The organism is Bradyrhizobium manausense, from assembly GCF_018129685.1.
In the GTDB taxonomy this organism is placed as follows: domain Bacteria; phylum Pseudomonadota; class Alphaproteobacteria; order Rhizobiales; family Xanthobacteraceae; genus Bradyrhizobium; species Bradyrhizobium manausense_D.
Genome location: NZ_JAFCLG010000002.1, coordinates 35,784 through 49,057 on the forward strand (window position 1 = coordinate 35,784; position 13,274 = coordinate 49,057).

11 protein-coding genes are annotated in these 13,274 nt (G+C 63.7%); 2 read left to right on the forward strand and 9 right to left on the reverse strand.

The features are described from left to right. Window positions 1-84 precede the first annotated feature (84 nt). Complete coding sequence (gene iaaH / locus JQ621_RS07790; RefSeq protein ID WP_212234289.1) at window positions 85-1,512, forward strand: indoleacetamide hydrolase; 1,428 nt, start codon at window positions 85-87, stop codon at window positions 1,510-1,512. On the opposite strand, the gene JQ621_RS07795 is transcribed toward iaaH, so the two are convergent. The 7 genes from JQ621_RS07795 to JQ621_RS07825 all read right to left on the reverse strand — a co-directional run bounded on the left by JQ621_RS07795 (window position 1,509) and on the right by JQ621_RS07825 (window position 8,217). After that, window positions 1,509-2,237, reverse strand: a complete 729-nt coding sequence (locus tag JQ621_RS07795) for a helix-turn-helix transcriptional regulator (RefSeq protein ID WP_212233874.1) — start codon at window positions 2,235-2,237, stop codon at window positions 1,509-1,511. The two genes, iaaH and JQ621_RS07795, sit on opposite strands and share 4 nt — an antisense overlap. Before the next feature lie 53 nt (window positions 2,238-2,290). After that, the gene (locus JQ621_RS07800) at window positions 2,291-3,151 is read right to left on the reverse strand and encodes a D-amino-acid transaminase (RefSeq protein ID WP_212233875.1); all 861 of its coding nucleotides are present in this window, start codon (window positions 3,149-3,151) and stop codon (window positions 2,291-2,293) included. Between the two features lie 182 nt (window positions 3,152-3,333). Continuing rightward, the gene (locus tag JQ621_RS07805) at window positions 3,334-4,065 is read right to left on the reverse strand and encodes an amino acid ABC transporter ATP-binding protein (protein WP_212233876.1); all 732 of its coding nucleotides are present in this window, start codon (window positions 4,063-4,065) and stop codon (window positions 3,334-3,336) included. Between the two features lie 189 nt (window positions 4,066-4,254). After that, on the reverse strand, window positions 4,255-4,947 hold the full coding sequence (locus JQ621_RS07810) for an amino acid ABC transporter permease (RefSeq protein ID WP_212233877.1): 693 nt from the start codon (window positions 4,945-4,947) through the stop codon (window positions 4,255-4,257). A 4-nt stretch (window positions 4,948-4,951) separates the two neighbouring features. Continuing rightward, on the reverse strand, window positions 4,952-5,683 hold the full coding sequence (locus tag JQ621_RS07815) for an amino acid ABC transporter permease (RefSeq protein WP_212233878.1): 732 nt from the start codon (window positions 5,681-5,683) through the stop codon (window positions 4,952-4,954). 138 nt (window positions 5,684-5,821) lie between these two features. Beyond that, window positions 5,822-6,733: an amino acid ABC transporter substrate-binding protein gene (locus JQ621_RS07820; RefSeq protein ID WP_212233879.1), complete on the reverse strand. Its 912-nt coding sequence runs from the start codon at window positions 6,731-6,733 to the stop codon at window positions 5,822-5,824. 98 nt (window positions 6,734-6,831) lie between these two features. Next, on the reverse strand, window positions 6,832-8,217 hold the full coding sequence (locus JQ621_RS07825) for a M20 family metallopeptidase (protein ID WP_212234290.1): 1,386 nt from the start codon (window positions 8,215-8,217) through the stop codon (window positions 6,832-6,834). A 230-nt stretch (window positions 8,218-8,447) separates the two neighbouring features. Here JQ621_RS07825 and JQ621_RS07830 point away from each other — a divergent pair, with 230 nt between their 5' ends. Further along, window positions 8,448-9,827 carry an LLM class flavin-dependent oxidoreductase gene (locus JQ621_RS07830; RefSeq protein WP_212233880.1) on the forward strand — a complete coding sequence of 460 codons (1,380 nt, stop codon included), beginning with the start codon at window positions 8,448-8,450 and terminating at the stop codon, window positions 9,825-9,827. Between the two features lie 206 nt (window positions 9,828-10,033). Here the strand turns inward: JQ621_RS07830 and JQ621_RS07835 are convergent, their stop codons facing one another. Together JQ621_RS07835 and JQ621_RS07840 are read right to left on the reverse strand one after the other, a co-directional pair. Next, the gene (locus JQ621_RS07835; protein ID WP_212234291.1) at window positions 10,034-11,695 is read right to left on the reverse strand and encodes a thiamine pyrophosphate-binding protein; all 1,662 of its coding nucleotides are present in this window, start codon (window positions 11,693-11,695) and stop codon (window positions 10,034-10,036) included. A 384-nt stretch (window positions 11,696-12,079) separates the two neighbouring features. Beyond that, complete coding sequence (locus tag JQ621_RS07840; protein ID WP_212233881.1) at window positions 12,080-13,207, reverse strand: alkene reductase; 1,128 nt, start codon at window positions 13,205-13,207, stop codon at window positions 12,080-12,082. Window positions 13,208-13,274: the final 67 nt, after the last annotated feature.

Sequence of the window (13,274 nt, forward strand, 5' to 3'; positions counted from 1 at the left end):
CGACCATTCCCGCTGAATTCAGCTATCGCAAGCCTCGTTCTCTCTGCCGCCGCGCTGCCCACCTCCGCGCCGGCACAGGGCGCGATCAATCTCGACCAGATGACCGCGACCCAGGCCGCGGCCGATCTGTGCGCCGGCAAGATCACCAGCAAGGCGCTGACTTCAGCGGCCATCGCACGCGCCAAAGCGAGCACCAATCTCAACGCCTTCATCACGCTGGATGAAGCGGGCGCGATGAAGGCCGCGGAGACCTTCGACGCGCGGCGTAAGAAAGGCGGCTGCCTGCCGCTCGGCGGCGTGCCTGTCGTGATCAAGGACAACATCGAGGTTGCCGGGCTCCCCGCAAGCGCGGGCACGCCGGCGCTGAAAGCCTTCGTGCCGAAGCAGGATGCGCCTGTTGCGGCGAAGCTCCGCGCGGCCGGTGCGGTGATCATCGGCAAGACCAACATGCACGAACTCGCCTTCGGTATCTCCGGCTATAACGCGGGCTTCAAGACCGGCACCGAAAGCGGTGTCCGCAACGCCTATGACGCCAGCAAGATCGCGGGCGGCTCCTCGTCCGGTACGGCCGCCGCGATCGGCGCGCGCATCGTGACCGCCGGCCTCGGGACCGACACCGGCGGATCGGTCCGGATTCCCTGTTCATTCAACGGCTGCGCCTCGCTGCGGCCGACGGTGGGGCGTTATCCGCAAGCCGGCATCGCGCCGATCTCGCACACCCGTGACACCGCAGGTCCCATGGCCGCGACCATGACCGACGTCGCCGCGCTCGACCGCGTCATCGCCGGTGGTGGCGCAATTGCGCCGGCAAACCTGAAACAGGTCCGCCTCGGCATCGTGAAGAGCATGCTCGCCAATCTCGACGCCGACACCGATGCGGCATTCCGCGCCGCCATCGACAAGCTCAAATCGCAGGGCGTCACCGTGATCGATGTCGAGATGCCGCAGCTTGCCGAGATCAACGGCAAGGTGAGTTTTCCGGTCGCGATCTATGAGGCCAATGACGATATGGTCGCCTGGCTCAAGCACACCGGCACCGGCATCACGATCGACGCACTGGCGAGGGATATTGCAAGTCCCGATGTCAAGGGCACCTATGACGGGCTGGTGATCCCGCACAAGCTGCCGGGCCCGAACAACACGGTCGTCGACGGCAAGCCCGCCTATGATGCCGCGATAAAGACCGAACGCCCGGCGCTGCAGGCGCTCTATCGCGACACCTTTGCCAGGAACAAGCTCGACGCGATCGCCTTTCCGACCACGCCAAAGGTTGCGATCGCCGCGACCCCCGAGTCCAGCAGCCTGGAGAACTTCCTGTTGTTCATCCAGAACACCGATCCGGGCAGCAATGCCGGCGTTCCCGGCATCCAGGTCCCGATCGCGCTGGGAGCCTCGAGCAAGCTGCCCGTCGGTCTCGAGCTCGACGGTCCCGCAGGCAGCGACCGCCGCCTGCTCGCGATCGGCATGGCCATGGACAAGGTATTCGGACGGCTGCCGGCTCCGACGCGTTAGTGCCTTGACAGCAGGCTGGCGACGCCGCTGCGGCGACGAACGCCCAGCTTTTCGAAGATGCGTTTCAAATGGGTGCGCACCGTCGAGACCTCGACGCAAAGCCGGTGCGCGATCTCCTTGTCACTGAGATCGTCCGAGATCATCCGCGCGATCTCGAACTCGCGGACGGAGAGCTTGAGCACCGGCGAGGTATCGGCCTCGGCCGGGCCGCCGGCAGCGCGAACCAGCGCGCCGGTGAAGGCCGGCTCGATCAGCCGCAGCAACTCCAGCGTATGCGCGTCGAAGTTCTCGCGATGACGACCGCGCCAGATCCTGACGTCGCCGATGTTGCGGTCGCCGACAAAACTGTAGGCATTGACGCCCCAGTGGAGCCCATCGCGCGCCAGGAAATCGTTGAAGAACTCCGTCCGCATCAGTTCGCGTTGCGGCATGACCTGCGTTACCAGCGTCGCCTCTCGCCGCGCCTGGAGCTTGAAGGTGATGGGATCGTGGTGCTGGTAATAGGCGTCGTATCTGGCGAGGTTGTTCGGATCCATGTTGAGGAACACGGCCTTGCCGAAGGTTTTGGTGGCCTCCTCCCAGACGAACGAAGCGTAATAGTCGGCCTGCAGCAATTCCAGCAGATGATCTCCAACCGCCTTGCGAACGTCGCGTTCGGCCATGTCCTCGGACAGGAGCCCGAAGACGCGGGCCAGAACCCGGCTTTCAGCGGCGGTGACATACATGGCGCCCGCAAGCCTAGCGGACAATCGCCTGCCTGGGAACCGGCGAAAATCGCTTAAACCGCCGTCGCCTTCGCGAACTCCACGTAGATCTCGCGCAGCCGCGTCGCCATGGGACCGGGCTTGCCGTCGCCGACCTTTTTGCCGTCGATCGCGATCACCGGCTGCACGAACTGGGACGCGGAGGTGATGAACGCCTCCTTCGCGGCCAGCGCCTCTTCGACCGTAAAAGAACGCTCCTCGACCCGGAGCTGGCGCTCTTCGGCGAGCGCGACGACTGCCTTGCGGGTGCAGCCCGGCAGGATTGCGTTGGAGTTCTTGCGGGTGACGATGACGTCGTCCTTGGTCAGGATGAACGCCGACGACGAACCGCCCTCGGTGACGTAGCCGTCTTCCAGCATCCAGGCTTCGCCCGCGCCGGCTTCGGCGGCGGCCTGCTTCGCCAGCACCTGCGCCAGCAGCGCCACGCTCTTGATGTCGCGGCGCTCCCAGCGGATGTCGGGCACCGTGATGACGTTGATGCCGGTCTTGGCCGAGGCGGCGTTGATGATGTCCTTTTCGGAGGTGAACATCACCAGGCTCGACTTGACGTCAGCCTTGGGGAAGGCGAAGTCGCGGCCCTTGTCGGCGCCGCGCGTGACCTGGAGATAGACGAGACCGCTCTCGATCTTGTTGCGAGCGATCAGCTCCTTCTGGATCTCGGTGATGCGATCGAGCGTCTCCGGCAGCTTCAGCTTGATCTCGCCGACCGAGCGCTCCAGCCGCGCCAGATGCGAGGCGTTGTCGACCAGCTTGCCACCGAGCACAGCCGAGACCTCGTAGATACCGTCGGCGAACAGGAAGCCGCGGTCGAGCACCGAGATTTTCGCGTCCGAGAGCGGGACGAATGAGCCGTTGACGTAGGCGATCGAATCCAAGGCTGGTCTCCTGGTGGGAACGGGGATTTGGCGCGGTTATACGCCGATTGAGAGGAGCAATCATCCCTCGTTTCGTCATTCCGGGGCGGCGCGTAGCGACGAGCCCGGAATCCATAACCACCATCGTGAGTATGGATTCCGGGCCCGCGCCAAAGAGGCGCGTCCCGGAATGACGACGGTGGCTAATGCGACAGAATCTTCGACAAGAACTTTTGCGCGCGATCGCTGCGCGGCTGGCCGAAGAAGTCCTCCTTCGGCGCGTCCTCGACGATCTCGCCGCGGTCCATGAAGATGACGCGGTTGGCGACCTTGCGGGCAAAGCCCATCTCGTGGGTAACAACCATCATGGTCATGCCCTCATGGGCGAGGTCGACCATGACGTCGAGCACTTCGCTCACCATTTCCGGATCGAGCGCCGAGGTCGGCTCGTCAAACAGCATGACAATGGGGTCCATCGCGAGTGCGCGCGCGATCGCGACGCGCTGCTGCTGGCCGCCGGAGAGCTGCGCGGGAAACTTCTGCGCCTGTTCCTTGAGGCCGACGCGCTCTAGCAGCTGCATGCCCTTCGCGACCGCCTGTTCGGACGACCGTCCCAACACCTTCTGCTGAGCGAGGCAGAGATTGTCGATGATCTTCAGATGCGGAAACAGCTCGAAGTGCTGAAACACCATGCCGACCCGCGAGCGCAGCTTCGGCAGATTGGTCTTGGGATCGTTGACCTTGGTGCCATCGACGCTGATGTCGCCGCTCTGGAACGGCTCCAGTGCGTTGACGCATTTGATCAGGGTCGACTTGCCCGAGCCCGAGGGCCCGCAGACCACGACGACCTCGCCCTTGGTGACGCTCGTGGTGCAGTCGGTCAGCACCTGGAAGGTCGGGCTGTACCATTTGTTGACGTGGCTGATTTCGATCATGTGTCTCAAGCCCTGCGGCAAATTCGGTTCACCTCTCCCATCGGGAGAGGTCGGCGCGAAGCGCCGGGTGAGGGGGTCAGGTCAATCGTCGGAGCGAAGCCCCTCAACCGGATCGCCAAGGCGATCCGACCTCTCCCGATGGGAGAGGTGAGGGGAAGCGCGTGGTGATAAATCAAACCCAAGCTTCACCTAGCGGATGATGGCGATGCGCGCCTGGAGACGGCGCACGCCAAAGGACGCGATACAGGAAATGGTGAAGTAGACGATTGCGGCAAACAGATACATCTCGACCAGACGGCCGTCGCGCTGCGCGACCTTGCTCGCGGCGCCGAGGAAATCGGTGATCGACAGCACGTAGACCAGCGAGGTGTCCTGGAACAGCACGATGGTCTGCGTGATCAGCACCGGCAGCATGTTGCGGAAGGCCTGCGGCAGCACGATGTAGCGCATGGTCTGTGCGTAGGTCAGGCCGAGCGCGCTGGCCGCGGCCGGCTGGCCACGCGAGATCGACTGGATGCCGGCGCGCATGATCTCGGAGAAATACGCCGCCTCGAACATGATGAAGGTGATGAGCGAGGACGCGAACGCGCCGACGCTGATGGGGCGCGATGCCCCGGTCACCCACTGTCCGATATAGGGCACCAGAAAGTAGAACCAGAAGATCACCAGCACCAGCGGCAGCGAGCGCATGAAGTCGACATAGACACCGGCGATGCGCCCGAGCACCTTGTAGCCGGACAGCCGCATCAGCGCGATCGCCGTGCCGAAGACGAGACCGCCGAGTGCTGCGAGGCCCGTCAGCATCAGCGTGAACGTCATGCCCTCGTAGAACAGATAGGGCAGCGCGCGGATGATGACCCCGAAATCGAAATTGCTGAACATCGCGCTATTTCCCCGTGATGTAGCCGGGGATCGCGACCCAGCGCTCGAGGAAGCGCATCGCGGTCACGACGACGGCGTTGACGAGGAGATAGAGGATGGTGGCCGCGGTGAAGGCCTCGAACACCTGGAACGAGAATTCCTGCATCGAGCGGGCCTGTCCGGTCAGCTCGATCAGGCCGATGGTGATGGCGACCGCCGTGTTCTTGATGGTGTTGAGAAACTCCGAGGTCAGAGGCGGCAGGATGATGCGGAACGCCATCGGCAGCAGGATGTAGCGATAGCCCTGCATCGTGGTCAGCCCGAGCGCGGTTGCCGCCATCTTCTGGCCGCGCGGCAGCGAGCCGATGCCGGCCTGCAATTGTATCGCGACGCGCGCTGACATGAAGAAGCCGATGCCGATCGCTGCCGTCCAGAACGGCGCGTTCGGCAATTGCTTCAGCCATAGTCCGGCGGACTTCGGCAGCAGCTCCGGCAGCACGAAGAACCACAGGAACAGCTGCACCAGCAGCGGCATGTTGCGGAAAAACTCGACCCAGCAGAAGCCGAACCAACCTGCAGCCTTGGACGGCAGCGTCCGCAGGACGCCGACGATCGAGCCGAAGACCAGCGCGATGATCCAGGCGAGTGCGGCCGTCTTCAGGGTCAGCACCAGTCCCGACAGCAGCATGTCGAGATAGGTGCCGGTCCCCATCGGGTTCGGCTCGAAGAAAATTCCCCAGTTCCAGTGGTAGTTCACGTGTCCCCCGCGCGAACGCGCCAATCAAAAACGTGTTGGATAGGTCTTCTGATAAGGTCTTGGTCGCCTATGCAAATGTCCGGCCACTCTCCTTCGGAATTCCCTCTCCCCGCTTGCGGAGAGAGGGAATAGCTCATCTTACTTATAGTCGTCCGGATTCGGCGAGTCCGAGGGCTTGGCGAACTCGTGCTTCAGCTCATCGGAGATCGGTGTGTTGAGGTTCAGGCCCTTCGGCGGAATCTTCTGGGTGAACCACTTGTCGTAGATCTTCTGACCTTCACCCGAGGTGTAGAGCGCAGCGGTTGCCGCATCGACCACCTTCTTGAAGGGCGCATCGTCCTTGCGCAGCATGATGCCGTAGGGCTCGGGCTTGGAGAAGGCATCCTTGGAGATGACGTAGTCGTCCGGCGACTTCGAGCCGGCCACGAGACTTGCGAGCAGGATGTCGTCCATCACGAAGGCGACCGCGCGATCGGTCTCGACCATCAGGAAAGCTTCGGCATGATCCTTGGCCGGGATGATGTTGGCGCCGAGGCCCTTGGCGACATTGGCCTCGGTGAGCTGCTTGATGTTGGTGGTGCCGGCGGTGGAGACCACCGTCTTGCCCTTGAGATCGTCGATCGACTTGAGGCCGCTCGACTTCTTGAAGACGTAGCGGCTGGCGGTCAGATAGTGGGTATTGGTGAAGGCGACCTGCTTCTGGCGCTCGGCATTGTTGGTGGTCGAGCCGCATTCGAGATCGATCGTACCGTTGGCCATCAGCGGAATACGCGTGGCAGAAGTCACCGGATTGAGCTTCACCTCGAGCTTGTCGAGCTTGAGCTCCTTCTTCACGGCGTCGACGATCTTGTAGCAGATGTCCATCGCGAACCCGACGGGCTTCTGGTTGTCGTCGAGATAGGAGAACGGGATCGAGGAATCGCGGAAGCCGAGCGTGATGGCGCCGGTGTCCTTGATGTTCTTGAGCGTCCCGGTGAGCTCTTCGGCGCCCGCCTGGCTGACGGCGAAAGTCGCGGCGAGCGCGAGTCCGATGCTACGGAAATGTTTCACTTTTTTGTTCCCCTTTCAGGATGATGCGGCGGGATGCAAGCACAAATCCGGCCGGATTAGAATGTGACTTTTGGCTGGCTGACGGCTCAAATTAACGCTCAGGCGAGCGGCTTTGGCAATTCCCCGAGATCCCAGAACAAGCCGGCCATCACCGTCAAGGCCTCTTCAGTCAGTGGCAGCAGGATGTGCTCATTGGGCGCATGCTGGGAGCAGCCGGGATAGGAGTGCGGGACCCAGATCGTCGGCAGGCCCAGAACTTCCGAAAACACGTCGTTCGGCAGCGAGCCGCCGAAGTTCGGCAGCACCGCAGGCGCCTTGCCGGTGGTGTTTTGGACTGAGTCAGCGGCCCATTTGATCCAGGGGCTGTCGAAATCGGTGCGCGAGGCGGCAAAGCTCTGCGCCGCCTTGACCTCGACCATCGGAAAACCCTTCTCGACCAGATGGGCCTTGACGGCATCGATCAGGCCATCGACCTTGGTGCCGACCACGAAGCGCAATTGCAGCACGGCATTGGCGTGCCCAGGAATGGCGTTCGCGGGCTTTGCGATATTGCCCGACGACATCGCCAGAATTTCCAGCGTGTTCCAGGCATAGAGCCGCTCGGCCGCGGACAGGCCGTCCTCGCCCCAATTCTCCGCAAGGGCGGGCTCGCCCTCGGTCGGAATCACCTGCACGTCGGCAAGATAGCTGCGGATCTGGTTGGTGAGCCGCGGCGGCTTCAAGGCGTCGAGCTGAAGCCGGCCGTGACCGTCGACCAGCGTCGAAATCGCGTTGACCAGGATGGTCGCGGGGTTGGCGAGCACGCCGCCCCAATTGCCGGAATGATGGCCGCCGTCGCGCAAGACCACATCGAGATGAATGCGGATGCCGCCGCGGCATCCCAGGAACAGCGTCGGCCGATCCGCCGACAGCCGCGGCCCATCGGAAGCCATGAACAGGTCGGCCTTGAGCGCATCGCGGTTGAGGTCGCAGACCTTGCCGAGATCTGGCGAGCCGATCTCCTCGCCCATCTCGACGATGAATTTCGCGTTGAAGCCGAGCTTGCCGCCGCGGGCCTCGCGCACGGCGCGGAGCGCGGCCATGTTGATGCTGTGCTGGCCCTTGTTGTCAGCAGTGCCGCGGCCATAGAGACGAATGCCTGACGCCGTCGTGCGCCAGGGATCGCGGCCGTCGCGCCACTCGCCCTCCATGCCGTCGACGACGTCGCCATGGCCGTAGATCAGAACGGTCGGCGCAGATGCACTCTCGTGATGTTCGGCAAACAGGAACGGCGACTTGCCGCTCGGGGATTCGACGATACGGCTGGTGAAATCGAGTGCCGCGAAGGCCGGCACCATCTCCTGTTCCAAATAGGCACGCAGCTCGGGGCCGCGCGAAGCGTTCTGGCTTTCGGTCTTGTAGGCGACGCGGCGGTCGAGTTCGGCGAGAAACGCACCGGATTGGAAGTCGTCCCGGGCACGGGCGATGGCGTCGGCTCTGGTCATCAGGATCGTCTTCAACGTCTGGAACGAGGCAGCGTAGCGGACCACGCGGACGCTCGAAAGTGGCGGGGACTTGCGATTTCGTTCTTGCTCTCTTGAGCCCGGCTTGCCAAGGGCAGGCGTGCTGCCGATTTTGGCCTTGCCAAGCGCAAGCGATATGCAAGAACTTCGCCAAGTTCGGGCGCACGTTTATCATTTGAAGAGCGCTCGGTACAGGGCGCCGGGGGACCAGCATGGCCAAAGAGATCAGGCTCAACGCATTTGCGATGAATTGCGTCGCACATCAATCGCCGGGGTTGTGGACGCATCCGCGCGACCGCACCGCCGAATATAACCGCCTGCCCTACTGGATCGACCTCGCCAAGACGCTGGAACGCGGCCGTTTCGACGGATTGTTCCTGGCCGACGTGCTCGGCGTCTACGACGTCTACGGCAACAGCCCTGACGCGGCCTTGCGCAATGCAGCACAAACGCCCTCGAACGAGCCGCTGCTGCTGCTCTCGGCGATGGCCGCTGTCACCAAGAACCTCGGCTTCGGCGTCACCAGCAATCTCTCGTTCGAGCCGCCCTACCCGTTCGCACGGCGAATGTCGACGCTCGACCACCTCACCGAGGGCCGGATCGGCTGGAACGTCGTCACCGGCTATCTGGACAGCGCCGCGCGCGGCGCCGGCAAGGACAAGCAGACCGGACACGACGACCGTTACGATATCGCCGACGAATATATGGAAGTCGTCTACAAGCTCTGGGAAGGCAGCTGGGAGGACGATGCGGTGCTGCGCGACCGCAAGCGCGGCATCTTCACGGATCCCTCGAAAGTTCACCGCATCAATCATGAGAGCGCGAACTACCGCATCAACAACACCATTCATTTGAGCGAGCCCTCGCCGCAGCGCACGCCCGTACTGTATCAGGCCGGCACTTCGCCGCGCGGGCGGCAGTTCGCAGCCAAGCACGCCGAATGCGTGTTCATGTCGGGACCATCGGCCAAGATCATTGCCCCGCGCGTCGCCGCGATCCGCCAGGAGGCCGCCGCACTCGGCCGCAACCCGGCAGAAATCCTGATGTTCAACATGATGACGATCATCCTCGGCAACACCGAAGCTGAAGCCGCAGCCAAATATGCCGACTACCGGTCGCACATCAATCCGGAGGGCGCGCTCGCTTTGATGTCGGGTTGGACCGGCATCGACTTCTCCGGCTACGAGTTCGATCAGCAGGTCCGTCACGTCCAGAACGATGCCGGCCGCAGCGCGCTCGACAACGTCACCCGCGGCGATCCTGACCGGGTCTGGACCGTGCGCGACGTCATCGAGCATGTCGGCATCGGCGGCGCCGGCCCCGTCGTGGTCGGCACGCCCGAGAGCGTCGCCGACAAGATCGAGGACTGGTTCGAGAAGACCGACGTCGACGGGCTCAATGTGGCCTTTGCGATTTCGCCTGGCGATTTCGAGGACATCTCCGACATGCTGGTGCCCGAGCTGACCAAGCGCGGCCGCTACAAGCCGGAATATGCGAAAGGCACGCTGCGGGAGAAGCTGTTCGGCGACGGCCGGGCGCGGCTCGACGCGCCGCATCCGGCGGCGGGGTATCGGGTGGGGAAGGCGGGGTAGCGTTCCCTTCACGTCCGTCATCCTGAGGCGCGACTGGCGCGATGCGCAGCATCGTGCCGGGAGCCTCGAAGGATGAACGGCCCCGTTGCAGCCGGGCCGTCGCCCTTCGAGGCTCACTCTGCGTCGCCTTGCGCCGCAGAGTGAGCGCCTCAGGGTGACGGTCTGAGCTTTGAGCGAAATGCAGCCACTCCATCATCGCGAACGGGCTACACCTTCCCGTCCACCATCACCTCGATCAGCTTCGTTCCCGGCCGGTTGAACGCCGACGTGAGCGTTGCCCTCAACTCCCTGACATCGCTGATCTTGATCGCCTCACAACCGAGCGCCCTGGCCACACCGGCAAAATCCACGGGCGGATCGACAAAATCCATGCCGACATAATTGTCATCGCCATGGAAGGCGAGCAGGCGCTGCTTGATGATGCGATAGCCGCCATTGTTGGCGATGACGACGTTGAGCGGCAGCTTGTGATGCGCCGCGGTCCACAGCGACTGGATCGAATACATCGCGCTGCCGTCGCCCGAGAAGCACACGACGGGCCGATCCGGATTGGCAATGCTGGCGCCGACCGAGGCCGGCAGGCCCCAGCCGATGCCACCTGAGGCAAGGCCGTGATAGCCAAAACGGTCGCGATGCGGTCGCAGTGCGGTGATCTGGCGGCTGGACGTGAGACCTTCGTCGACGAGGATCGCATGGTCGGGCATGGCTTCGACCATCTGCAGCACGAGATAATCAGGATCGATGGGGCTGCGGCCCGCGTTCTTGCCGATCTGCTCGATCAACGTTGTCCGGCGCGCGGTCCAGTTCCTCGGTGCAAGCTCGGCGATGCGCTGCTTTGCGCGGCTGGCGAGCGCAGCACCGCCCATCTCCTTCAGCACCGGGATCAGCGCGCGCAGCGTTTCCTTGACATCTGCTTTCAGCGCAATCTCGGCGCCGTAATTCTTGGCGATCTCCCAATCGACCAGGCCGATCTGCACGATGCCGAGGCCTTCCGGCAACGCATCGACCTCGCTATAGACGGACATCCGCAGGGGATCGCCGCCGAGCGCGATCAGCAGATCGTAGGGCGCCAGTGTATCGCGCGCGACCTTCTGCATGCGCGCCAGCGTGCCGACGAAGCTCGGGCTCTGCGAGAGGAAGTGCGCGCCATAGGGCGTCGAGGATTGGTAGGCGGCCGCGCCAAGCAGCTCGGCGAGCTCGGCGGCTTCCTTCAACGCATCGCTCTTGACCACCTCATCCATGGTGACGATGACGGGACGCTCGGCTTTCAGCAAGCGTGCGGCGAATGCCCTCACCGCCTCGTCCGACGGCCTTGTCCGCGCGTCGATGCGGGTGGAACGACCAAGATCGATGCCGGCTTCGCTATTGAGGATGTCACCGGGCAGCGAGATGAACACCGGCCCGGTCGGCGGCGTCATCGCCACCTTCGCCGCGCGGCGCACGATGCGCGGCAGGTCTTCAAGCCGCGTCACCTCGACCGCCCATTTCACCAGCGGCTCGGCCATCCGAACCAAGGGACCATAGAGCACCGGCTCCATCAGGCCGTGACCCTGCTCCTGCTGGCCCGCGGTCAGGATCATCGGCGTGCCGGTAAACTGGGCATTGTAGAGCGAGCCCATCGCATTGCCGAGGCCGGGCGCGACGTGGACGTTGCAGGCAACGAGTTTTCCGGAGGCGCGGCTGTAGCCGTCTGCGATCGCCACCACCAGGCTCTCCTGCATCGCCATCACATAGGTGAGATCAGGATGGTCCTTCAGCGCATGCATGATCGGCAGCTCGGTAGTGCCGGGGTTGCCGAACAGGTGCGTGATGCCCTCGTCCTTGAGCAGCGCGAGAAAGGCGGAACGGCCGGTGATCCTGTTTTTCAATGCTTCCTCCGTGCCCCGGACGTTACCGGAGGCCGGCCGCATGATGGCCGAAGTCTTGGGGAACGCGCAAGGAAGCGCGCTCATGGCTGCGCCATGGGCGCGGCGGCTACTGGCGGAATGGTCGTGCCAAGCCCAGCGCGCAGGGACGTCGATCTCGAACGTGACCTTGCCGCAGAGGCAATGGCCGGTGGCGGTTCCTGCGGCGACTGCGGCTTTGGCCATGGAAGTCTCTCCGTCGTCATTGCGAAGACGACAATACACGATCGTCATTCCAGGGCGCGACCAGCGGGTCGCTAGCCCGGAATCCATTGGGCGGCAAGCCAGGATGTGAAATGGATTCCGGACCCGATGCTGCGCATCGCCCCGGAATGACGGGGAGAGAGCTCACGCCGGCGTCAGCTCGTCATACACTGGGTAATCCGTGTATCCCTTCTCCTCGCCGCCATAGAACGTTGCGCGGTTGTAGGGCGTGATCGGGTAATCGTGCGCGAGCCGCCGCGGCAGATCGGGGTTGGAGATGAAGATGCGGCCGAAGGCGATGATGTCGGCGTGGCCATCGACAATCGCAGCATTCGCTGTCTCGCCGGTGAAGCCGCCGGCAGTCATCAACACGCCGCTGTAATGCGGGCGGAACAGCGCCATGGCGGAAGGCACGTTCTCCCAATGAACGTCAGCACGCCCGGCGCCGCTGGAGCGCGGCTCGATGAAGTGCAGATAGGCAAGACCAAGCTTATCGAGGGCCTTCACGACATAAGTGTAGAGCGGCATCGGATCCGGCTCGCCGGAATCATTGGCGATGCCGTGCGGCGACAGGCGGACGCCGACGCGGTTGGCACCCCAGACGTCGATCGCGGCTTGTGTGACCTCGAGCAGAAGCCGCGCGCGGTTCTCGATCGAGCCGCCATATTGATCGGTGCGCTGGTTGCTGCGTGATTGCAGGAACTGCTCGAGCAGATAGCCGTTGGCGCCGTGGATCTCGACGCCGTCGAAACCGGCGGCGAGCGCATTCCTGGCGGCCTGCCGGAATGCCTCGACGATCCCCTTGACCTCGTCGGTCTCCAGCGCGCGCGGCGTCTCGTAATCGGCAATCTTGCCGTCGGCCGTCATCGCCTTCATGCCCTCGGCCTTGATCGCGATCGCGGAGGCCGAGACCGGCAGTTGGCCACCATGATAGGAGGAATGCGAGACGCGGCCGACGTGCCAGAGCTGGAGGAAGATGATGCCGCCCTTGGCGTGGACGGCATCGACGACCTTGCGCCAGCCTGCGACTTGCGCCTCCGAATAGATGCCCGGCGTCGCCGGATTGCCGCGGCCATGCGGCAACACCGGCGATGCTTCGGCGATGATCAGGCCGCCCTTTGTCGCGCGCTGGCCGTAATATTCAGCGTTGAGCGGCCGCGGCGAAAAGCTTTCGCGCTCCGCGCGCATGCGCGTCAGCGGCGCCATCGCAACGCGATGGGCAAGCTTGTACGGACCAACCTGCAGCGGTCTAAACAACGCCTCGAATTTCATGTGGGCCCCGGATGTCTTTGAAAGGATGCGGATCATATAGCGGGGGGCGGCCACCGCAAAAGGCACC